At 42.5% G+C, this 23949-nt stretch carries 24 protein-coding genes; all 24 read right to left on the bottom strand.

The window, feature by feature from the left end; all coding sequences use genetic code 11:
• Positions 1-11 precede the first annotated feature (11 nt).
• Positions 12-1031 (bottom strand): hypothetical protein, encoded by a 1020-nt coding sequence (locus M1L52_RS08140; RefSeq protein ID WP_248614437.1) that lies wholly within the window; start codon positions 1029-1031, stop codon positions 12-14.
• 162 nt (positions 1032-1193) lie between these two features.
• A complete protein-coding gene (locus tag M1L52_RS08135; RefSeq protein WP_248614436.1) occupies positions 1194-1727 on the bottom strand; it encodes a hypothetical protein in 534 nt (177 codons plus the stop codon).
• Positions 1715-2881 (bottom strand): hypothetical protein, encoded by a 1167-nt coding sequence (locus M1L52_RS08130; protein ID WP_248614435.1) that lies wholly within the window; start codon positions 2879-2881, stop codon positions 1715-1717. Before M1L52_RS08130 ends, M1L52_RS08135 begins: the two co-directional genes overlap by 13 nt.
• Before the next feature lie 15 nt (positions 2882-2896).
• Positions 2897-3997, bottom strand: coding sequence for a DegT/DnrJ/EryC1/StrS family aminotransferase (locus M1L52_RS08125; protein WP_248614434.1), 1101 nt, complete (start codon positions 3995-3997; stop codon positions 2897-2899).
• Positions 3998-4003: 6 nt separating this feature from the next.
• Positions 4004-5056 carry an acyltransferase gene (locus M1L52_RS08120; protein ID WP_262917955.1) on the bottom strand — a complete coding sequence of 351 codons (1053 nt, stop codon included), beginning with the start codon at positions 5054-5056 and terminating at the stop codon, positions 4004-4006.
• Between the two features lie 111 nt (positions 5057-5167).
• Positions 5168-6103: a glucose-1-phosphate thymidylyltransferase RfbA gene (rfbA, locus tag M1L52_RS08115; protein WP_248614432.1), complete on the bottom strand. Its 936-nt coding sequence runs from the start codon at positions 6101-6103 to the stop codon at positions 5168-5170.
• 17 nt (positions 6104-6120) lie between these two features.
• Complete coding sequence (locus M1L52_RS08110; RefSeq protein WP_248614431.1) at positions 6121-6885, bottom strand: hypothetical protein; 765 nt, start codon at positions 6883-6885, stop codon at positions 6121-6123.
• Between the two features lie 39 nt (positions 6886-6924).
• The gene (locus M1L52_RS08105) at positions 6925-7923 is read right to left on the bottom strand and encodes a nucleotidyltransferase family protein (protein ID WP_248614430.1); all 999 of its coding nucleotides are present in this window, start codon (positions 7921-7923) and stop codon (positions 6925-6927) included.
• Positions 7924-7997: 74 nt separating this feature from the next.
• Complete coding sequence (locus M1L52_RS08100) at positions 7998-8648, bottom strand: hypothetical protein (RefSeq protein WP_248614429.1); 651 nt, start codon at positions 8646-8648, stop codon at positions 7998-8000.
• A 32-nt stretch (positions 8649-8680) separates the two neighbouring features.
• On the bottom strand, positions 8681-10171 hold the full coding sequence (locus tag M1L52_RS08095; RefSeq protein ID WP_248614428.1) for a BCCT family transporter: 1491 nt from the start codon (positions 10169-10171) through the stop codon (positions 8681-8683).
• Between the two features lie 2 nt (positions 10172-10173).
• Positions 10174-10425, bottom strand: a complete 252-nt coding sequence (locus tag M1L52_RS08090; RefSeq protein ID WP_248614426.1) for a hypothetical protein — start codon at positions 10423-10425, stop codon at positions 10174-10176.
• The gene (locus M1L52_RS08085) at positions 10418-11452 is read right to left on the bottom strand and encodes an acetyl-CoA carboxylase biotin carboxylase subunit family protein (protein ID WP_248614425.1); all 1035 of its coding nucleotides are present in this window, start codon (positions 11450-11452) and stop codon (positions 10418-10420) included. The genes M1L52_RS08090 and M1L52_RS08085 overlap by 8 nt, the downstream gene beginning before the upstream one ends.
• Positions 11453-11462: 10 nt before the next feature.
• Positions 11463-12650, bottom strand: coding sequence for an ATP-grasp domain-containing protein (locus M1L52_RS08080; RefSeq protein WP_248614424.1), 1188 nt, complete (start codon positions 12648-12650; stop codon positions 11463-11465).
• Between the two features lie 112 nt (positions 12651-12762).
• The gene (locus M1L52_RS08075) at positions 12763-13185 is read right to left on the bottom strand and encodes a GxxExxY protein (RefSeq protein ID WP_248614423.1); all 423 of its coding nucleotides are present in this window, start codon (positions 13183-13185) and stop codon (positions 12763-12765) included.
• Between the two features lie 54 nt (positions 13186-13239).
• A complete protein-coding gene (locus M1L52_RS08070; protein WP_248614422.1) occupies positions 13240-14379 on the bottom strand; it encodes a DegT/DnrJ/EryC1/StrS family aminotransferase in 1140 nt (379 codons plus the stop codon).
• A 20-nt stretch (positions 14380-14399) separates the two neighbouring features.
• A complete protein-coding gene (locus tag M1L52_RS08065; protein ID WP_248614421.1) occupies positions 14400-15638 on the bottom strand; it encodes a polysaccharide biosynthesis protein in 1239 nt (412 codons plus the stop codon).
• 2 nt (positions 15639-15640) lie between these two features.
• A complete protein-coding gene (locus M1L52_RS08060) occupies positions 15641-16738 on the bottom strand; it encodes a polysaccharide biosynthesis protein (RefSeq protein WP_248614419.1) in 1098 nt (365 codons plus the stop codon).
• 104 nt (positions 16739-16842) lie between these two features.
• Positions 16843-18048 carry an NAD-dependent epimerase/dehydratase family protein gene (locus tag M1L52_RS08055; RefSeq protein WP_248614418.1) on the bottom strand — a complete coding sequence of 402 codons (1206 nt, stop codon included), beginning with the start codon at positions 18046-18048 and terminating at the stop codon, positions 16843-16845.
• The gene (locus M1L52_RS08050; protein ID WP_248614416.1) at positions 18033-19253 is read right to left on the bottom strand and encodes a UDP-N-acetyl glucosamine 2-epimerase; all 1221 of its coding nucleotides are present in this window, start codon (positions 19251-19253) and stop codon (positions 18033-18035) included. The genes M1L52_RS08055 and M1L52_RS08050 overlap by 16 nt, the downstream gene beginning before the upstream one ends.
• Before the next feature lie 52 nt (positions 19254-19305).
• Positions 19306-19647 (bottom strand): hypothetical protein, encoded by a 342-nt coding sequence (locus tag M1L52_RS08045; RefSeq protein WP_248614415.1) that lies wholly within the window; start codon positions 19645-19647, stop codon positions 19306-19308.
• A 743-nt stretch (positions 19648-20390) separates the two neighbouring features.
• On the bottom strand, positions 20391-20897 hold the full coding sequence (locus M1L52_RS08040; protein ID WP_248614413.1) for a hypothetical protein: 507 nt from the start codon (positions 20895-20897) through the stop codon (positions 20391-20393).
• Entirely contained in the window at positions 20894-21388 is a 495-nt protein-coding gene (locus M1L52_RS08035; protein ID WP_248614412.1) for a hypothetical protein, read from the bottom strand. The genes M1L52_RS08040 and M1L52_RS08035 overlap by 4 nt, the downstream gene beginning before the upstream one ends.
• A 201-nt stretch (positions 21389-21589) precedes the next feature.
• Positions 21590-22354: a hypothetical protein gene (locus M1L52_RS08030; protein ID WP_248614410.1), complete on the bottom strand. Its 765-nt coding sequence runs from the start codon at positions 22352-22354 to the stop codon at positions 21590-21592.
• 678 nt (positions 22355-23032) lie between these two features.
• Positions 23033-23827: an LPS export ABC transporter ATP-binding protein gene (lptB, locus tag M1L52_RS08025; protein ID WP_248614409.1), complete on the bottom strand. Its 795-nt coding sequence runs from the start codon at positions 23825-23827 to the stop codon at positions 23033-23035.
• Positions 23828-23949 lie beyond the last annotated feature (122 nt).

The following is a 23949-nucleotide window of genomic DNA, read 5'->3' as shown; positions in this document are numbered from 1 at the left end:
GTATGTATTTATCAATCGTTAGTTATCTCTCCAATGAATGCCAAATAGCTATCTTTCCTTTTATAGATATCATTCTTAAGCCACGTACCTAGGTCTTTTCCCATGAGCTCGTATGTATATCCATTATGGAAGGCCAAGTCGCGTTGTTTCCACTGGGTTTCAACAATCCCGCCAAACCAGAAATATTCTGTATTAACTTTATATGGATCAGTCATATGGTCATCTTGAAAGCCATTATCACACGCAAATCTGTCAAACAAATCCATATTGGAATCCAGAATCAACTGAGAAGGCCCCCATAATCTTGGATTTGCCTCTATCATGTAGAATTCTCCCTTGTAATCGCGTATTTCAATCATAATAAGACCATGGTAATGGAGGTCTTTAAGCATTTCAATATACTTATTTACACGTTTATCCAAGTGTATATTAGAAGACCTCGCACCAACTATAGAAAGTCCATCGTGTTGCTGGATAAGGTTTTCTTGTGAATAAACGCTATAACTTCCATCTTTAGAGAAGTAGCATAACAAATAGTAAGAATCACCTCCTATGAACTCTTGAACATAGCTGTTCGAAAAATCTAAACCTTTAACACGTTCGTAATCTTCTATACTAAGTATGGGCTTAGGCTTTTCTGTTATAAACCTTCCCTGAGAAAAATATGATTTTGGCTTTATTACAAACGGTATTCTATCCGGAGTAATGCTATCATAAACTTCAGGTACTGAAATGCCATACTGCCGGCAAGTGTCTTCAAACAACTTTTTATCCGAAAGTTTGCTGTATAAAGACTCCTCACATAGAGGTATTTGGAATCCAATATGCTCAATATCATCCCTTTTCTCTAACAGAAGTCTGTTTAGATATTCTGTTGACGGGATTATTACGGGGTTGTCATATCCCTTTGACTGACATATATTATATAGTTCAGTAAATAATTCTAAATCAATAGCAGATCTGCTTCTCTTAAGAATAACATTACTTTTGTAGTCAGTCAATAATATCGGGTCATCATCTCCTTTTGCCACTATGCCAAGGTGGATATTTCTCTTTGAACAAAAACGGCTAAAGGCAAGAACAGCCCGGACATTCCAGCCGGAAAAAATGATAGGAGTATTCCTCATTTAGTGATACCTAATTATTTTTTTATACAATTCTATTGATTAATATTATTACGATTAGTTTTTCCTCTATTTCTGTTGGCAGTAAAGCGTATTAAGCAGAAACTCCAACTGTTTTTTGTCCTCTTCCGAAAATGGCGTCGTCATATTTGTGTTCCTATATGAGATATCATCAGTAACATCTGTAAGAGATGCGTTACAGGAAGAGACAAATGCCTTAAGCATTGCTTCATCCCCCTCGTCTTCTAGAAGGTAATCACAAGCACCATTTGAACGAATAAAATAGTCAATGCTAATCTTCCCTTTTAGGAAACGCCTCTTACAAACAAACGGTTCACCCAACAATTTTTTCAAATCTATATCCTTTGAATTCAAGTATTCAACCGTTTTTTGTGATTCAGCATTTGACAATCTTTTTTTAGTAACTCTTACCCACTTGGTCGTAAGATTTGGGATGTCTATAATCAACTTCGTTTTCTTCTCTTTCTCTTTTTTATCATACCATTGGTAGATAATAAACTCTCTATCCCACAAAGAATCCTTGGTAAACGATTTTACCAAGTACTTCCTTTCCGTTTCCGAGACACTAACTATTTTGCCCATTTCTCAAACAACTGTTGGTTCAACAAATCATTAAGAGCCTCATTTGTAACATTTGCATCATCATGAATAATGGTACAAATAAAGTCGGCATTTGAGCCCATTTTCCCTGTCTTCCATGGTTCAAACTTATTATAAACAACTTTAATGTCACCTTTAATGTAAGATTTAAGAGTAGCCTCTAGCTTATTTGCATCCATCACGAATGGCTTACCCGTCTCATTATACACATAATCCATCACGAGGTTCGGATTTGCTATATGAGCCTCATCCAATGGTTCATCCAAAATCAAATCAATATACTTATTGATAATATCCCATTCAAAGAGCTTCTCTATGTATCGTTTGAAATAGATTCCGCCTCCAACGGAAATATCCATTTCAATCATGTCTATATGAAGATTGCTGACAAGAATATCAAACTTAATAATACCGTTTTCGATATTCATATCACTAATCATCTTCTCGCAGTATTTTTCAATTCGAGGAAGTTCTTCCGTTGAACAACTCAAACGTCCGAGGAATGAAGTATCTCTGAAAGAACGTCTTTTGACGGGCGCCAAAAGCTTTATTTGTCCACGCTGAACAATCAGCAACATTCTGAACTCAACACCCCTCCTGAATACTTGAATGATGTAATCATCAGGAATACTGTGTTGAGATAGTTTTGTAATAAGTTCATCTCTACTTACGAACTCAACACCAACGCTTCCTCGGCCCACTGCAGGCTTAACTACAAACTCGTCAATATCTTCTGGCACTTCCTTCAGTTCTGACACAGTCCATGATTTTATTGATGTTAAGTTGTATTTCTCATACAAGTCCGCCTGAGAAAACTTATCCATACCTACCATCAAGTCATCAGGCACTTGTGTTGGCATTCCATACTTCTTATTTATCCTCTGAAGAGTGATAATTGCGCCACCTCCAGCAAAGGAACCTGCCGCATCAAAATGAATATTGTTTTCACTTATCCATTTATCTACCTCTTCGAAAGAGTGTGTATCAACTTCTGCAAACACATCGCTTACAGAAATAACATGCTCAGAGTTTTTCCCTTTTCCAATCGAAATAAGGTTATAGCCTCTGGCCTTAATTGCATCTGCAAATTCTTCCTGGGGATAGCCTGCCCCAACTGACAATATTGTTTTAGTCATGTTAATTATATTTTATTACATTATCAAATTCAAAACTCTTGTAATATCTTCTTCGCTTAGTTCATGATGCATAGGCAGGCATATCACCTCCTCTGCCAAACGTGTCGCTACTGGTAGGTTCGCAGGTGCAGCACTCGGAAGACCACGATAGGTACTGAATGTACTAATAAGTGGATAGAAATACCGGCGTCCAAGCACATTTTTCTCTTTCATCTCAAAGTAGAGTTGGTCGCGAGTCTTACCATATTCCTTTGCATTGATAAAGATGGGAAAATAACTGTAATTATGACGCACTCCAGACATATCGTCAAAGAAACGGATTCCTGGCACATTGCGTAATGCTTTACGGTACTTGATGGCTACCTGATGACGTTTCTCTATGGCTTCATCTACTTGCTTTAGATTAAGTAATCCGTATGCCGCTCTTACCTCATCAACCTTGCTGTTGATACCGGGAGCAACTACCTCTGTTTCTCCAGCAAAACCAAAGTTCTTTAGATAGTCTATACGCTTCTTTGTCACTTCGTCGTGCATTACCAAAGCACCACCTTCAAGGGTATTATAAACCTTTGTGGCATGGAAACTAAGCGTACTCATATCACCTGCATTAAGTACGCTCTCACCATCTACCTCAACACCAAAGGCGTGTGCGGCATCGTAGATCACCTTCAAACCATATTTATCTGCAATTGCCTGAATTGCCTTCATGTTTACCGGCTTGCCATAGCAATGCACGGGCATTATAGCCGTGGTCTTGGGCGTTATGGCCGCTTCTATCTTATCGGGGTCAATACCACAGGTTTCTTCCTCAATATCCACGAATACAGGGCGACAACCATTCCACCAAATGCTATGAGTGGTTGCTACAAAACTGTAAGGAGTGGTTATCACCTCACCTGTTATGCGAAGAGCCTGTAAAGCCGTCAATAGCGGCAAAGTGCCGTTCGTGAACAGGCTTATATATGGTACTTTCAGATATTCAGCGAGCTCCTGTTCCAACTGTCTATGGAACTGACCGTTGTTTGTTACCCACTTACTTGCCCAGATTTCTTTAAGCATTTCATTAAACTCGTCGAGGCTGGGCAGCAACGGCGAGGTGACGGTAATTTTATCCATACTATACTATTGTTTCATTATTATCTTATTAACAAGGGCTTCAGCTTTCATTGAAACCTTATTATCATACCAGTTAAAGAACCATTTTTCTACAGTGGCAATACGTAATTGATCTATTAAATTGCAAATAATAAAAACAGCCAAGACTACTCCAACACTGAATAGCACTAAATGCCCAAAATCCAGTGAATAATGACCAACCGCATTAATCGTATCCTTCCATAGCCAAGTTCTCATTGCATCAGAATTAGCGTGGATTAACAACACGCCAAATGTTCCTGCGCCAAAGGCATTAATGACTCTACTATACTTGATGTCTATATTTTTGAACCACAGGAATGAGCTTACAGCCACTGCTACAGCTAAAACCTTATTGGTGTCCGACATGAAGAAATAATTGGCCCCTAAATACTTTTGTAGTATTACAACACTCAGCATAGACACGATAATCAGAGTCAGTGTCAACCATCCCCAAAGTGCTTTACGCTCAAATATTCTTGTTGGGTATAGACGAATATATGAAGCAATTAAGAATATAATACCAAACCAGGTTACATAATTAAAAGAAACCGTGAAAGTTGGTACAGACCCTAATAGTGTATAACAACCAAGCATAAGTATCAAAAGCAATTCATGTTGCCGTTTTGTCATGTTCTGAACAAGAATTGTCCAAAAAGGTATTGTGAGGAAAAACACTATAAAACACGGTGTAAAACCATACTCCACCCCCCAGAAAGGCATCAGTATCTTCACCAACCTCATTGTACTCAACGTTTCATATCCTATGCTCAAAAAAAGCGCAAAAAAGATTAATCTGTAAAAGTAAACCTGAGCCAAGAGTTTTAAGAGCTTCCGTAATGTGATTTTACTGGTACACATAAAGTACCCAGTAATCATCATAAAGCAATTGATACCTGTCTTACCCCATGCCCCGAATATCCAAAGAAAAACACTATTTGCTGATAGAGGTTTGTTAACTAAGGGACCGTTGTCCGCAACAAAACCAGATAGGATAAAATGGTGGGCAACAATCATCAGCATACAGACAATTCGATACAACTCTAGATTACTGCTACGTTGTTTCTTAAATACTTGTTTTTCTAATTGACAGGTGGGGGGGGGTGCTTTTCATTACTACAATTTGTTGCTGTTTAATGAGGGTTTCTCTTGTTATTCTTTTGGTCCCAACATATTAGGGTGAGTGAAACTAAGCGAGTTAATCTCTTCTTTCATTTCGTCGATGACTTTGAGAAGATACTGACCGTATTGATTCTTGAGCATAGGCTTTGCCAACTCACGCATCTTTTCTTCAGAAATCCATCCATTGCGGTAAGCAATACCCTCCAAGCAGGCCACCTTCAGACCCTGGCGTTTCTCAATGACCTCTACGAAGGTGGATGCCTCTGCAAGGCTATCATGAGTACCTGTATCTAACCATGCGAAGCCACGGCCAAAGACCTGAACTTTCAGTTCTCCATCCTTTAAGAACTCCTGATTAACAGTAGTTATTTCCAATTCACCACGTGCAGAGGGCTTGATGGTCTTGGCAACGTTCACCACCTTGTTGGGGTAGAAGTAAAGCCCCACCACAGCATAATTGCTCTTCGGCTCTTTAGGCTTCTCTTCAATGCTGAGGCAATTGCCGTTCTTATCAAATTCTGCCACACCATAACGCTCTGGATCGCTGACCCAGTAACCGAAGACGGTGGCTTTCTTGTTCTCCTCAGCATCTTTCACTGCGTTACGGAGCAAAGCGGTAAAGCCACTGCCGTAGAAGATATTATCACCCAAAACAAGGCAGGCACTGTCATCACTAATGAACTTTTCGCCAATGATGAAAGCCTGAGCGAGGCCATCGGGACTGGGCTGTTCTGCATATTCAAAATGTACTCCATAATCTGAGCCATCCCCCAGCAAACGCTTAAAGCCAGGAAGGTCGTATGGCGTGGAGATAATAAGAATATCCCTGATACCTGCTAGCATCAAAGCACTGATTGGATAATAAACCATCGGTTTATCATAAATAGGTAGCAATTGTTTGCTAACACCCTTTGTAATAGGGTAAAGTCTGGTGCCGGAACCTCCAGCAAGTACTATTCCTTTCATATTTTATGAGTCTTGTTTCAATCTATATCATCATCAGGACAGAACATACCAAGAACATGCACAGACTCTATCTGCTCTTCTATCAAACGGTCAGCACGATTATACATGGCACGTATGTAGCGTTTTCTTGGAGACAACACTTCGTCAGCCCAATTTGCATCATGGGTTAAAACTTGAAGATGTTGTACCGTATCGTCATTCAACACTTCTTCCAAACGGTCGAAACGCCAGTAGCCAAGGCTGTCACCACAATAGTTGTAATGTTCCTTGAAATAAGAAGAATACACATTGATGAGGTTACCATAGCGATACTCCAGACAACTTTGTGTAAAAGGAGTGGTGTTGTGGAAAGAGAAGGTGTCTATTTCAACACCAAGGTTCTTCTCGAAATACTGTCGATCAATCGTGATGAACTCATCGAGCTGTTTCTCGTCGTTAATTCTCCAATAATAGCAATCGAAGTGCAAACCCACATGATGTCCCAAATCCTTGATTTGATGGAAAATTCCTCTATAGTGGTCATCAAACAGGTTATAACATTCGCTATGCAACTGGAAGAAATATGTGGCTTGAACGCCAAGATCATTCTCAATTTGAGCCATTTTTAAGGCGATATCCGGTTCAAACTCCACATCGTGTCGCCAGATAATATCCTTCCGCTCTGGCACAAACTCATCCTTGTGCAAAATGAACTGATAGCCTTTCTCCTTCGCCAGTTCAATAAGACGCTTATAATTGTCAAGCGTAAAGTCATCGAAATGGTATTTTTCTCGGTTTGTCATATTATTTTTTATTTACAGCCAATAGCCAACGGCCAAAAGCTAAAGTACATTTATCATCTTAAGGTACTCCGGCCATTCACCCATATCCTTCCACGCGTGTTCGCTGACTGGGAAACAACCAACTCTACCACCACGGGCTTTAATCTTCTCCATCAAATGAGTAATATGGAAGAATTCGCCTTCTGGTATCTCATCAATGCAGCTGGGATTGAGTATATAAACTCCAGTATTTACCTGGTAAGTCAACTCAGGTTTTTCACTCAATGAGGTCATCAGGCCGTCCTCGCCTGTCTCGATTACACCGTAGGGAATCTTGAATGTCTTTACCATCGTGACAATGGTAAGGTCGTTATGGTTCTCTACGTGGTAGTCATAAACATCACGATAGTCCTGCTCGTTGATGCTATCACAGTTGCTCACAAAGAACGGAGTGGTTATTTTACCTTTCAGAAGAGAAACACTACCTATGGTACCCAGTGGTTTGTCCTCCTGGAAGAATTCGATGTCATATTTGTGGTCAAGCTGACTGAGATAGTATTTCATCATGTCAGCCTTGTAGTTGACCGACATATAGAACTTATGGCAGCCAATGCCTTCGAACTGGTTAAGAATCGTTTCCAAAATAGTCTTATCGCCAATGGGGACCAAGGGCTTCGGAATAACATTGGTGATGGGTTTTAGGCGCGTACCCTTACCGCCTGCCATAATAACAACAGGAAGATGGATGGGTTGGCGCTCAGACTGCACATCATTGCCCGACACGTCTTTCCAGAATACAATATCCTTCAGATTCCCTTTTTTATCAAGAACAGGCATACAATCTGCCCAAATCTGATGCATCTTTTCTTTGATTTCATTGATAGAATCATCTACAGATGCATAGATTTTGGTAGTATTGAGTATCTTTCCAACTTGCTCGGTAAGAGGTATGCTCTTAATAATGGCGCGTTGAATATCACCAATGGTCACCAACCCACAGAATTTTTCCTCCAGAAAAACAAAAAGATTCTTCACCTTCACCTCATCCATCTTTTTCATTGCATCCAGCAATGTAGTGGAGGGTGTAATTGTTCTTCTTTTAACCAACTCTTTGTTCATATGACAAATACAACTTATAATGCGAAATCAACACCCAGTACCATACGGGGATTTTTCTTAAAGAAGTCATTCCCCCACAGATAAATATTAAACTTTCCAATACTATAATATGCGCCAACAGCCAAATCAACATCTTGGTCAAACTTCCAAGAGTGAATGGCTCCAATCATCGGCGTTATACTATTCTTTCCTACCTTGAAAGTATATCCCAAATACTCCCAGTTAGTATAGGTATTGTCAGCATCCTTGTTAAGGCCAAACCAAGTATTTGAACACCAGAACAACTTTCCATCCTTGGTAATCTGGCCATTCATATAAATTGCTCCCGTGGTATAGCTATATTTAAAGCTGTTTTTCAAATCAAAGGATGGTGTCACTTGTGCTCCTATACCAAACCAAGGGTTAATCTTTAAACCATAGCGTACCAGAAATCCCCAATAAGCAGAATTGACTCCTGTATAGATATCAGTACCTGCGGCAAAATGATCGCCTATTCCATACTGAAAACAAGTATAGGTTTCCTGTGCATTTATACCCGGACGCACCTTCAGAGAGGTATATCCATACAATTTTCCATCACCCACGGTTCCTGCAAAATAAGGAACCTGTGCAAATGCCTCTAATGATGAAACAACTATCACCAATGACAAAAGAATTCTTTTCATTTTGTTTCAAGGATGTATTAAGAAAACAATTGTTACTCTTTATCTTTTTTCAACTCTTTCACCAATGCAGGCATCATAGCTATCATAATTATCAAGAACGGCAGTGTGGCAGCAATTGAAATGGTCTGCAACGGTTTCAAACTACCGGCAGAGAGCAAAATATATGCAATGGCGGCTACAACTATACCCCAAATAACCTTTTTATAGGTAGGCGGTGTAATACTTCCGTTAGATGTCATTACACTAAGAGAATAGGTTGCGCTATCTGCAGAAGTAATAAAGAACACGCCAAGCAGCACGACTATCATCATAGAAATGATTTTGCTCAGTGGATAGTTCTGGAACACAATGAATACTGCTGTCTCAGGCGAAGCAATCAACTGTTGTACGTTTTCCAAACTCCATCCCTGCACAGTACTGAGCGCTATGGCGCTGAACACCGATAACCATAAGATAGTAAATAATGAAGGGACCAGCACCACACCCATTATAAACTCACGGATGGTGCGCCCTTTGGAGATTCTGGCCACAAACATACCAACAAACGGTACCCATGCCACAAACCAGGCATAGTAGAAAACGCGCCAGTTCATTACCCACTCATTATCACCAAAGGCATTGGTCATAAACAGATCTTTGAAGAAATACTGAATGTGCTGACCAACACTATTTGTCAAGTTATTCAGAATGGTAACTTTTGGACCTACTATAAATGCTACAGCCAAAAGCGCTAAAGCTAAATAGGTGTTGAAATTGGACAGAATCTTGATGCCTTTGTAAACACCAGTGATGGCACTGATGATAAACACAAGAGTGATAAAGATAATAATCCAGAGTATTGTCTCTTGTGTCTTGGGAATTCCAAACAAATGCTCCAAACCACCACAAATCTGGCTAACGCCAAGTCCTAGTGAAGTAGCAACACCAGCAAATGATACAACTACAGAGAATCCGTCAATGAACCTTCCAAACCAGCCGTTGGTTCTCTTTTCACCAACAAGAGGAGTTAGCAGATTACTCAGTTGAGCATTCTTTCCTTTGCGGAACTGAAAATATGCTATACCCAATCCAACCACAGCAAAGCAAACCCACTGAGTGATACCCCAGTGCAGATAGCAGGTACGGATAGAGAAATCTATTGCGTCCATCGTTCCAGGCTCTATGCCTACAGGTGGAGCAGCATAATGAGAAAGCGGCTCAGCAATACTCCAGAACACTAGCCCAATGCCAGTGCTGCCACAGAAAAGCATGGCATACCAGCTAAAGGTACTGAACTCCGGCTTATCATCGTTTTTACCGAGCTTAATCTTACCATATTTACTCATTGCAATCCATACACAGAATCCAATGAAGGCCACAATGGAAAGGATGTAGAGCCATCCGAAATAATGGCTCACCCAACTCATAAATTTTCCGGCAATGTCACCAAGCGTACTGCTATATACAGCGCCAAATACTATCACGCAAATTGCAATGACCAGCGTCCAGAAAAAGACGCTATTCGCTTTGTACCAATTTATCATCGTTATCTCCCTTCTATACCGTTTTGATACATTTGCTTCAAATAATCAAACTCAGTATATTTAATGATTATATCTTCGCCATTTTCATTGAGGAACTTGACTGTTCTATTGATTTTCTCTATCATTTCGCACGTTTCCTCAATGTTTTCGTTAGAGAAACAGATGGTTGCCATACTGGTGTGTTGATGGACTTCATCGCCTACGCCTTTCCATTGGCCTATATAGACATTCTTCATAGAAGCTATCTCATCCATACCGACTATTTTCTTGATAACAGCATCTTGCGTAGCCCATAGCATGTAGCTGGTTGCTGTCTTGGTAAAGGCGTGAGCTTGTGGGGGGGGGCAAGATTTTGGGATCACTCTGAATGCCAAGTGCATAGTCAACCCAAAGTTTTACTGAATCGAAGCCAAGCAGTTCTTTGTATGGCAGGAACAACATTTCTGAATCACCCCTATATCCCATCTCAAGCACATAGAAATGATTGTCTTCATCAAGCATCAACTGCACCCACGCAATACCTTCTCTGCAACCAATGCTCTTCAGGGCTTCCATAATAGAAGGATTAGCCTCTTTTATAAAACGATCCACATTGTTCGAAACCGTAGTAGTAATAACATAGCAGTTGGTAGGATATCCAGGTTGGGAATACATGGCATTAAGAGCCAATAGTGTACACTCACCACCAGCCATAGCATAGAAAGCATACCACTCTTTACCTTTGAGCATCCTCTCAACAACAATCTTGGTGCTATTCGATACCGAAAGTGCATACTTGTATCCCTTTTTAAGTTCTTCTTTATTATAACAGAAAGAGATGCCGGTGTTGGCACAACAATCTACAGGCTTAACAACAACAGGGTACTTAATGTTTTCAAGTTCTTCATCCTTCAATTCGGGAGAGATGAAATAATCATCAGCCAAAGGTACGCCCATTTTTCTCCATGCCTTTTTAAAGTCTGCCTTGTCACGGGAATAGTGCATGGCTTCAGGTGTAAAATAACATGGCTTTTTAAGACGTTGGCATAATTCAGAAAGAATATCCAATGTAAATTCTGACACACCGCAGATTATGCCATCAATAGATGCTTCACGACATTTCTTTTCAAGAGCATCCATATCTAGCAGATCTATCTTCCATGCCTCGTCTGAATAGCGCTTGGCGGAGAAGTCATTGATATCTTTACGGTCAGCAACAATTGTATATACGCCCTGAGATTTGGCATATTCAATAATCTCTTTGCTTGAAATGTTGGAATTAAGGATGAGTAACTTCTTCATGTGATTCCTTTCAGTTCTGAAATGTTTGTTCTTTTATTGCTTTCTCATATTTTTCAAAGGCATCTTCGATGGACTCTCTGTTACCTGCAATCAGCGTCAAATGTCCGTATCGATTCAAACTGGAGGTAATGCGATTCACCTTTTCTCCCTCTGCAAGATTGAACGAGAAGTCCACAACATGCGGCCATGCCTTAACAAAATTCTCGTCAGGCACGTGCTTGATAACGCTACCTTCGTCAAAATCAAAGAAGCGAACGCCAGAATACTGCACGGCTTCCGGCTGAGGATTGATGGTTCCATCCAAGGCAATTTTCAGCAGTTCATCTTCAAGATTAACTCCAGTTGAGAGCGGAGTCAATGTAGATGTGATATAGTCACCGCCTAAACGGGGGCTTGTTTCAATGACAAAGATTCCACGCTCGTTTATCTTCAACTCAGTATGTGAAGGGCAGTTCTCGAAGTTCAGTGCTTTGCCGATCTTTGCTATTATCTCACGAATCTTCTGCTTATTCTCATCAGAAATGTTAGCAGGCTGGATATGGCCTAACTCCACATTGTAAGGGAACTCTGTCGTTTTCTTCTCCGTGAATTGGATAACCTCTGACTTTCCGTCGTGATGAAGTCCCTCAATGCTGTACTCGGGACCTTCGATGAATTCCTCAACAAGCACCGTATCCAACTTAGATACCTCAAGGGCTTCGCTCATGGATGCCTCTAGTTCTTCTTTGCTGCGACAGAGTTTAACGCCGCGACTACCAGAATTATCTCTTGGCTTGATAATGACAGGGAACTCAAAATCCTCAACCTCACTCACAGACTTCACCAAACGTCCTTTAGCACATGGAACACCGCCATCCATGAAACGTTCCTTCATCTGAAACTTGTCGGTACTCCATTGAGCAGTTTCAACAGAATAGAATGGGAATCCATACTTCTCAGCAATGCGAGCCATCATGACCAGAGGTTTATCTGTTGCCGCTGTTACAATGGCATCAATACCATACTTCTCCACAACAGCACAATGTGCCTCATAGTCCTGACCTGGCACCACCTCAAAAGCATCAACACAATCCTTGCAGGTTGCATCTGCACAAGGATCTATGCCCACGGTATAGAGTCCCATCTTCTTGGCTCGGTCAATGATTGAGCGTTGTAGCTCGCCTACACCAAATATTAATACTTTCTTTTTTTCTTCCATTGTATATTCTTTCTGGTCGTCACTTCGTTCCTCAAAATCTCAAGAAAATCAATTTTAAAATCATTCAATTATTTTTGAGTCAATTTTTCTAAGATTTTGAGCATCGCAACCGTTAGAACAGTTTAATCTTCTCTATCTCACCGTCTGAATACCGCTCATACCACTCAGAGAAAAGTCCTTTCGGACCAAAGTTTATCAGCATACCATAAGTCATGTGAGTAAGGTTCAAGTAGTTGAAAAGCTGTCTTCGATGTTCCTTATCCACAAAGTTGACAGCTTTCAGCTCTAGGATGATGTTGTCATTGACCACGAGATCCATTCTGTATTTCTGGTCAAGTTTTACATCTTCCCAGTAGATAGGCAGTTCAACCTGTCTTTCTACCTTGTAACCTTGCTGTTCCAAAAGGTATTTGAAGGCTGCTTCGTATGCTGATTCCAACAAACCTGCACGATACTTACTGTGTACTTTCATCGCCACACCTGTAATATCACTGAAGAACTGATATTTTTTATTATGCTCTTCTATGAGGTTCATGCAGTTTGAATGATTTTCTACTTGATTTTAGAATGATTTTGAGCGAAGCGACCTTTATTTAACCTCTTTGAGCGCACGCTCAAAAGTATCGCAGATAAAATCGACCTGCTCCTCTGTCAATGCTGCATACATCGGGAGAGTAATCTCATTATCTGTCACATACTCTGTCTGTGGCAATACAGCACCAAGTTCTTTGTATGTAGAGAACCGATGTGCTGCAGGATAATGAACAGAAGTCTGAACCCCTGCTTCGTGAATATACTCGCGAATCTTGTTGCGACGTTCTTTTGTTGAGTTTAACAAAACTGTTGGCAAGATATAGTTGCTCACAAACTCAGTATTGTCTGCAAAAGGTACGACAACACCTTCAATCTTGCTAAGGCGGTCAACATACTGCTTGCGTACCTTCAAACGAGTTTCCAAATCGCCAGGAAGTTTCTTCAGCTGCTCAATGGCGATGGCAGCACGAATGTCGTCCATACGGAAGTTGTAGCCAAGGCAGGTGATGTCATACTCGGTAGCATGACCGCTGGCACGCTGATAACTCATGGTACTCATACCGTGAGAGCGGATAAGACGGGCTTTCTTCTCCATCTCCTCATTGTTGGTGATGAACATACCGCCCTCACCTGTAGAGATGTTCTTATTTGAGAAAAAGCTGAATGCAGCACAGTCACCAATGGTACCCAACTTATGACCTTTGTACTCTGAAAGAGGACCGTGGCAAGCATCTTCAACCACTTTCAGGTTATGCTTCTTGGCAATAGCCATAATTTCGTCCATCTTTGCAGGGAAGCCAGCCATGTGAACCACTACAATACCCTTAGTCTTGGGAGTAATCTTACGCTCAATGTCAGCAGGATCAATATTGATATGGTCAGGACCAACAATATCTGCAAAGACCGGTGTTGCACCCACATAGCGAATGCAGTTGCAAGATGCCGCAAAGGTCAATGAAGGACAAATCACCTCATCGCCAGGGCCAAAGCCACAAACCATGCAGCATACATGAAGGGCATCGGTGCAGTTCGACATGCTCACTGCATACTTCACCTTCCACATATCAATAAACATCTGCTCTAACTCAGCATTCTTCGGGCCTGTAGAGATCCAACCCGACTTAATAGTATCATACGCAGCCTGAGCCTCGCGCTCGTCGAAGTTCAGATTAAAAAGAGGAATTTTGTATGCCATAATATTCAATAATTTATTTCTTACATCTTTTGATCCAAATTCTTTCCTTTCTCCTCATGCTCAAAGTTCGGTATGAACTCTTTAATCGCCTCTACCACCTGAGCCTTGGTGAAGTCATCCTTGGCAAAAATATCTTCCAGCTTCTCAAAGAAACCGTTCACCTCAGCCATTTCATGGCGAGTGGTCTGTTCAACTACACCAAGAGCTTGGAATCTCTGCATATCAATCTTCTCTCCTGGCACATAGAACTCTTCGTAAGCCTTCTCGCCCGTGGTATCACTCTTGAAGTACACCGTTGGGTACTTCGGGAGTTGAGAGTTGAGAGTTGAGAGTTGAGTGTCAGTTAAATCAAGTTGAGAAGCTTTGAGTATTGCTTCTTTATCAGAAGTGCAGGGGTCTTTCTCGAAGCCGTTGGCTTTCACGAAGCCATCACAGATTTCAGAGAACGTGAGCATCTGGTCTTCGCCCAGTTTAGGGAAGAACACTTCACCACCATTGCCAAGGATGCAAGCCAGCATACAAATCTGACCAGATTCTTCAGGACTTACAAAGTAACGCTTCACATCGCTTGGTGCAGCCAGCGGCTGTTTCTTCTGCAAGCGGTGAATCCAACCATCAGGCAGCGAACCGTTGCTGAATGCCACATTCGCAAAGCGGGCCGTCGTCACCTTAAAATATTTATTATACGCCATCACCAAGTCCTCCATGATGCGCTTCGAGGCGCCCATGATGTTCACAGGATTAGCAGCTTTATCCGTAGAGACACAGAAGAAGTGCTTCGGAGGATATACCGTCAGCAGATCCATCAACTTCTTCGCCTTGATGTCGTTGTTCTCTATCAGCGCCTGCACGCTGTAGCGGTCTTTCTCCGAGCGCACATGCTTGTGCGCACTGAAGTTCGCTACAATGTCAAAACCCTTCTCCTCACGGAAGATACGCTCAAAGATAGGGTCTGCAAAGTTCAGCGTGTAGCAGCGGAACTCATCGGGCACATACAGCCCGTTCGTTGAGCGAACATCGCGCACCAGCTCTGCCAACCCGTTCTCGTTCAGGTCAACCACCACCACCGATGCAGGTTCGAAGCGCAGCACCGCCTTGATGAAGCTGGAACCGATAGAGCCAGCACCACCAATCACACATACTTTCTTACCCTTTATCTCTGCCGTCAGTTTCTCCTTGTTTGCCTCAATATCTGGGGCAAACATGCTGACGGGACGGAACGTCACGCTGTCAGCAATAAACTTGTCTAAATTGAACATACTTATACGAGATTAGGGATGCCATTGAGTTCATTCTGGATATACTGCAAAGAAGCAATCTTCTCTTTCGTTTCCTCCAGATTCAAAATTCTCGTGTTGTTCGAGTTAAACTCATCTATTAGTGCGCGCTTGGTATCCCCCTCCTTGAAATACTTATCATAGTTGAGGTCGCGATTATCAGCAGGTACTGCATAGAAGTTGCCCATATCAATAGCCTTGGCAGCCTCCTCCTTAGTCAGCAATGTCTCGTACATCTTCTCTCCATGACGGATACCAATCACACGAATCTCAGGCGAGCCTGAGGGTTTAAGAGTTTCAGAGTTTAAGGAGTTTAAGGCTTCACCATACTGGTGCTTAAAGAGCTCCACTACAGCTTTTGCCTGTGTCTCAATTGTGCAAGCTGGAGCTTTCTGAACAAGGATGTCACCATTCTTACCATTCTCGAAGGCGAAGAGCACGAGGTCAACGGCCTCTTCCAGCGACATAATGAAACGCGTCATAGAAGGTTCGGTAATAGTGATGGGATTACCTTTGCGAATCTGGTCAATCCACAAAGGAATAACCGAACCACGGCTGCACATCACATTACCATAACGTGTGCAGCAGATCTTTGTGTCACCACTCAGGCGGCTCTTAGCCACAGCAATCTTCTCCTCAATGGCCTTGGTGATACCCATCGCGTTGATAGGATAAGCAGCCTTATCGGTAGATAGGCAGATCACACACTTTACTCCTGCATCAATGGCGGCATCAAGGGTATTGTCTGTACCAATCACGTTGGTCTTCACGGCCTCCATGGGGAAGAACTCACAGCTGGGCACCTGCTTCAGGGCTGCTGCATGGAACACGTAATCTACGCCCTTCATGGCATACTTCAGTGTGCTCTTGTTGCGCACGTCACCAATATAGAACTTAATCTTGTTAGCCACCTCCGGCATACGTGCCTGGAAATCATGGCGCATATCGTCTTGTTTCTTCTCGTCGCGGGAGAAGATACGAATCTCACCAATGTCTGTCTTCAAGAACCGGTTAAGTACTGCGTTACCGAAAGAACCGGTTCCACCGGTTATTAATAAAACTTTATCCTTAAATGTACTCATAACATTAATAATTTTATCCCTGCATTATAGCCGTCCCTTATCAAGGGACTCTAAATGTCCTTAAATAAGCTCATTGCTATATCTTGTTTAAATTATAATCACTATTATTTTACCGGTTCGAAGTAGGTGTCCGGTTTGTTGGGATTGAATATCTCGTTGCAGTACATTACTGTGACGAGGTTTTCTGTGTCACTGAGGTTGATGATGTTATGGGTATAACCAGGCAACATATGGATGCACTGGATATTGTCACCACTCACCTCAAACTCGATTATATCATCAGTACCCAATTTGCGTTCCTGAATCAAACCATGACCGGCTACAACAATGAAGAACTCCCACTTGGTATTATGCCAGTGCTGTCCCTTTGTGATGCCTGGCTTTGAGATATTGATGCTCACTTGACCTGCATTGAGGGTATGCACCAACTCTGTAAACGAGCCACGATCATCCACATTCATCTTCAAAGGGAAAGCAACTTTTTCCTTGGGCAAGTAGCTCAGATATGTGCTATACAACTTCTTTGCAAAGCTATTCTCTGGTATCTCTGGTATCATCAATGTCTTGGGCTGCTCAGCGAAACCCTTCAAGAGTTCTACAATCTCGCCCAGCGTTACGTGATGGGTAATGGGGCAATAGCAGTAACGTCCCTCTGCTGACGGCAGTACATCAAGCCCGTCAAATTCACAATGATGCTCTTCACCTTTCAGGCAAGCAATCATTTCATCAACGAGGTCATCAATATACAACAATTCCAGTTCAACGCTTGGGTCATTCACTGTATATGGCAGGTCGTTAGCAAAAGCATTGCAGAATGTTGCCACAGCACTATTATAGTTAGGACGGCACCACTTGCCAAAGAGGTTCGGGAAGCGGTAAATCAACATTCTTGCGCCAGTCTCTTTGCCGTACTCCAAGAACAGATCTTCACCTGCCTTCTTACTGCGGCCATACTCGCTGTTACCAAAGCGACCAGTAAGAGAGGCTTGCTGTGAGCTTGAAAGCATCACAGGGCAGGTATTGCCGTGCTTCTTCAACGTTTCAAGCAAAGTCGATGCAAAACCAAAGTTGCCCTGCATAAACTCTTCCTGATTCTGCGGACGGTTCACACCTGCGAGGTTAAACACGAAGTCTGCATTCTTGCAGTATTCGTCCAACTGCTCGGGAGTTGAGTCCAAGTCATATTCATACACGGCCTCAACTGTCACGTCGCCATAGCAACGTGCCTTACCATCCTTAATGTTATTCAGCTGTGCGCACAGATTCTTACCAACGAACCCCTTTGCGCCTGTCACTAGAATTTTCGCCATACCATCTTATTTACAATACCCACATAGCTCTGGATAATCTTTACGACCTTGGTAGAGACATTCTCCTCGATGTAGTCAGGAACAGGAATGCCGTAGTCACCATTCTGGTTCAATGTCACTGCCGTATCTACAGCTTGGAGCAATGATTTTTCGTCAATTCCTGCGATGATGAAGCAAGCTTTATCGATTGCTTCAGGACGCTCTGTAGAGGTACGAATGCAGATAGCAGGGAAAGGATGACCAACACTTGTAAAGAAACTGCTTTCTTCTGGCAGAGTACCGCTATCAGATACAACAGCAAAAGCATTCATCTGAAGACAGTTGTAGTCGTGGAAGCCAAGAGGCTCATGCTGAATGACACGACTGTCCAGTTTAAAGCCAGACTGCTCCAAACGTTTACGGCTACGAGGATGACAGCTATAAAGGATTGGCATATCGTATTTCTCCGCCATCTTATTGATAGCAGTGAAGAGACTCATAAAGTTCTTCTCAGTATCGATATTCTCTTCACGGTGAGCAGAGAGCAGGATATACTTCTTAGGCTCTAAGTGTAGAGTTGAGAGTTTAGAGTTGAGAGACAGTGGTAAGTTAATAGTGTCAAGTTTAGCGTTCAATTTATCGAAGATATCGCTGGCTTCAATCTCTGCAAGGTTGTTGTGCAGCACCTCAGCCATTGGGCTACCAGTAACGTATGTACGCTCCTTGGGCAGGCCGCAATCAGCCAGATAACGACGTGCATGCTCGCTGTAAGCCATATTCACATCGCTGATGATATCAACAATGCGGCGGTTGGTTTCCTCTGGCAGGCACTCATCCTTGCAGCGGTTACCTGCTTCCATATGGAAGATAGGAATGTGCAGGCGCTTGGCACCAATCACTGACAAGCAACTATTTGTATCACCAAGTACTAGCACTGCATCTGGCTTGGTCTCAACCATCACCTTATATGATTTGTCGATGATGTTACCCATCGTAGAACCGAGGTCATCACCTACAGCTTCCATATAGATGTCTGGATCTGCGAGCTTCAAATCCTTGAAGAATACCCCATTGAGGTTATAGTCATAGTTCTGCCCAGTATGTGCCAGCAGACAGTCAAAGTACTGACGACACTTGTTAATCACTGCCGCCAAGCGGATAATCTCCGGGCGTGTTCCAACAATTATCAGAAGCTTCAGCTTCCCATTCTCTTTAAATTTTGCCATTATAGTGTATAATTTTATTTCTTTGTAGTTCTTATCTCTAGCCTCTCCATAGTCAATATATCCTTACCAAGTAAGAACGTATTACATCATTTACCATACTTACAAAAGTATAGTTCATCATCTTCTCAACATTTTTCTGGTCTGGTGTCAAGTATGATTTGTTGTCAGTATTCCTATTGTAGAAGGTTAGCAACTCACTCATGGCCGTGTTCAATTCATCACCTGTAATGGTTTGCCTATGAGTATGCTTTAGGAGCAAATCCACTAGATGCTGTAATGCAGGGAAATCCTTTATAGCATTATATAAGTCATTAGCAGCTGCAGCTTTCTCCCCTATCGCCCTACTGACAATCTCTCGCGCAATGCCTTCCGCTGTTATATTTGGTATGAACATATTGTCTAATAATTAAAGGTCAATGTAGGCGGGATTAAATATCGCTTCGTATCCGTAGATTGAGTTGGACCATATATCTTTAACTCAATCTGTCTTAGTCTTTAAAAAAGAGGCAATGGCAACATCCAAATCCCGTTGTGTTTCATGATACACGTTGCAACACTGCCGTCTTGTCAGGTGCACCACTTTTGTCAACAACACATTTCCAAGCCTCCACTCTCGCTTCAGCTATACTCGTGCCATACGAAAGATGTTAGATGTATGATGTAAGAGGTAAGATGTTTCTGTTTTGCCTCATGTTTGCCTCACCTTTGCTTCGCTTTAAGCTTACTCTACCTATACTCAAGGAGTATGCCTAGAGTATGCTTAGAGTATGGCTAGAGTATGGGTAGAGTATGCATAGAGTATGGCTAGAGTATGGGTAGAGTATGTTTTGTCCCGCAGAAAGAGCAGAAATGACAGAAATTGAGCCATCATAGATGGCAGGGGTATTATATGGGTCGCCTAAAGGCGAGAAATTGAACAAAATTTAATTCAAAATTTATCAATGGTCCCACAGATTTATTTATGTCCCGCAGAGTTTTTTGGTCTAAGGAATTAAGGAACCAAGGAAATAATGAAAGCAAAAACATCGCTTCGCTAAAAAACATTATTCAACCATCATAGATGGTAGGATGGTGGGTAAACAAAAAAGGGTCAACTCCGTGAGGAGTGACCAAAGAGGGATTCTCTTTAAATGCGCGTTATTTAGAGATACTTATCTCATGTTCTTCTAGGGTGGACAGGGCCAGAAGTTGATGTTGTACTTTCTGAAGAATTGCTCTAACAGGCATTAGGCAATCGTTCTGATCCTGGATGGTTTCCTGCCCTCCCTTGATATTCTTCTCGTCGTATCTGGTGAAGATGCCTGCATGGGATTTGTAATGTGCATCGCGCGGCTCTACCTCAACAGAAACATCTGCAGACAGTTGACCTAATTCAACTTTGATATTCCGTACGGCAGATACGCCAAGGCTTGCTTGGCGGTATGCTAATGAACCTTCATCGCTGATTTTATAGTCTGCGTGCTTGGAAACGAAATCAGAGACATCGCTTAAAAAGGTGTCTACTGCGGGTCTATTTACAGAGACATAGCTTTCGCCCTGACGGAGAGCAAAGGCTGTAATCTGAAGCTGGCCATCTACGACCCACTCTTTATGGAGAATGCGGACAACTGTCTCGTTATTGTCAATAGGTGATGTTGTAATCATACTATCTTGCGCATTACTTCAAGGAAAGAATAGGGAGTGAAGGTCACATTGTCAGCCCAGTCCTCCATATCGCCTTTCGCACTGTAATAGGAGAACTCCCTGTCACCTACGCTGATAGATGATGTGTGAAGCTTTGACTGCAGTCCTATGGTGCCGTCGGGAGCAGGGGAAATCATCCAGTTCTCCCAATCGTCATTGTCAGAGATGAGCAATACGTCACGCAGGTTACGGAGAACATTATACGAAATCTTCTTAGCTCCATAGCCGTCCCAATCATCCTTTAGCTGACCAAGATGGTCTATACGCTCAAATGCTTTAGAGAGGTTTGCCTCTGTAGTCTCAACAACAAGACGCCGTCCAACACGCTCCTTGTCCTCCCTGGTCAGGTGCATGGTATGAATCATCGCCATGGCATCCATGTAGGATGTCGTGGAACATGCTGCTACTGGCTCGGATGCCATTGTTGAAACATTGTCCTCCATAATTTTCATATTTTGGGGCAAAGATACGAAAAGTTCTTGGACTAGCCAAGCGTTTTCACGATTATTGAAAAGTTGGTCGGTTTTGCAGGAGAAAATTAGTATTTCTCACAGATGGTGAGGGGTATTTTTTGGAGTCGCCTAAAGGCGAGAAATCTCTCAAATTAAACCAAAATTATTCAAAATATAATGGGCCATCACAGATGGCGAGGGTTATTTGACGGAGCGTTTTAAGTCTTCGACGGATAATGTGAACTTGAAACAGCCGATGTTGTCGAGGATGACAGTAGCTCTTTTCTTTCCATTTACCATCTCTACGCTTCCCTTAAGTCCTTTCAAAGCCTCGGACTCTGATAAGAAGCCATCATTAAGAGTGACTGTCTCATTGACCTGTAGAGGCTCATCAAAATACTCGACAGCACCATCAGCCAGTTCAAGCACCGCTTTAAGAGCATTAATCTGAGAATCAGGAACTCGGGCGAAGTCACGATAGCCGCCTTCGGTTCTTGAAAGGGAAGGATCTATAATGCAATGAGTCAGCAAGTTACATTGTTTGAGGGTTTCCACACGATGAGACTCATCGACTCTTATGAAGACCTTGCCATGAATGACAACTTTTTCAACAAGTTTCTTGGAACCGTCTGACTTCTGGCCTTTCTTACATGACCTGACTATCTTTTGCTGGACAGCAGCGTATGCTTCTATCTGGAATGGTATGTTCTTGGAATCATTGAGAAAAGAGCAAACATAAATCTCCTTGTTTCTCTTCACGCCATATATATACCATGCTGTAGGGTCAAAAACTTTCTTGACAACGGATTTTTCCTTCTCCTGATGGAGGATTCGGTTGGTGGTCAGGCTGCGCAACCGACGATAATTTTTGTTCCTCTTTTGGCACGGCTCCGCCGCAGGCCCCCCGTTTTCACTTTGAGCCCCATTACCAATGACCAACGCATTAGAGTCTTCTTGCATACTCATAATCAGGCTGTTACGCCAGTGCGTCTTGGAATCAGCGAAGCTCTAAATGGAAACTTGGTCGGAGATGACCTAAGAATACAAAAAGAGCGTGAACCTCACTCTGCCCGTCCGTCTCTTTAGGTCCTGAGAAAACCCTTGCTATAAACTGACAGAATTCATGCTCACGCCGTTGGATTATATATGCTCACACCCGTTGAGTGCGCGGAGGCCCGAATGAGCCTCACGACGCACTGACGGGGCGTTATATAACCACGTCCTAAGCATCCACTCAGCCATGTTCTCGATAGCAATTTATTTGAATTTCTCAGGTTCAAAGAAACCGAAAAACACGCGTTGTAAGACGCTGTACCAATAAGAATTACGCCCACACCTTCACTGCCAAAATGGCAAGTACGGCGTGATATTGGGTGCAAAGATACATATTTTTTCTTACATATACATTATAATATAATAGAAAAAATAGGTTCACATTGTATTATTATCTTAACAAAAACCCCAAAAACGCCATTAAAGAGATTGTACTCTTGTCAGAGTACTAACGGTATCAGCGCCAAACTTCCTTAAGAGCAAGCTCTCAGAGAAGTTTTCCACTAATCCCGTTACCCCTTTGGGGATTCAATCTCTTTAATGGCAAAACAATAAAAACCTTTCTAAAACATAAGCAAAAAAGAAGAGGACTTAGAACAAGTCCTCTTCTTTTTTGCGTCGTTCCTCTTCGAGCAGTTGGAAGTCCTTTTGTCGAAGGACAAACGAATCGGTGAGATAGTTCTTGCGCACCACCTCGTTGGCAGCCAGCTCTTCGGGAGTGCCATGAAAGAGTATGCGTCCCTCGAACAGCAGATAAGCACGGTTGGTGATACAAAGCGTGTCCTCGACGTTATGGTCAGTGATGAGGATGCCGATATTTCGGTCTTTCAGTTTCCAGACGATGAACTGGATATCCTCAACGGCGATAGGGTCAACGCCAGCAAAGGGCTCATCAAGCATGATGAACTTTGGCTCAATGGCCAGACAGCGTGCTATCTCACAGCGGCGACGCTCACCGCCCGACAGCTGGTCACCCTTGTTCTTGCGGACCTTGCCCAGTCGGAACTCCTTTATCAGGCTCTCCAGTTTCTCAAGCTGATAATCGCGGGGCTTGCCTGTCATCTCAAGAACGGAAAGGATGTTGTCCTCAACACTCATCTTACGGAACACAGAGGCCTCCTGAGCAAGATAGCCAATGCCTGCACGGGCACGCTTATAGACAGGATAGCTGGTCACCTCCTCGTCGCCAAGATAGATATGTCCTGCATTAGGAATGACCAAGCCTGTGGTCATATAGAAAGATGTGGTCTTTCCTGCACCGTTAGGTCCCAGCAGTCCGACAATCTCGCCCTGCTTAACAGTGAAGCTCACATCGTTGACGACTGTGCGCTTGCCATATCGTTTTACCAAGCCTTCAGCACGAAGTACTATTGATTCTTCTGCCATATCGTAGATTTTTGTATGCAAAGGTAATATATTTTTAGATAGTCAACGGAGTTTAAGGAGTTAAAGGGAGTTAAAGACGATAGTTTTGCCTTCAAAAGCACTACCTTTGCAACGCATAAGAA

Source organism: Prevotella sp. E13-27, from assembly GCF_023217965.1.
GTDB lineage: Bacteria > Bacteroidota > Bacteroidia > Bacteroidales > Bacteroidaceae > Prevotella.
The sequence above is the reverse complement of the archived record's forward strand: the minus strand, read 5'-3'. Positions and strand labels throughout refer to the sequence as shown.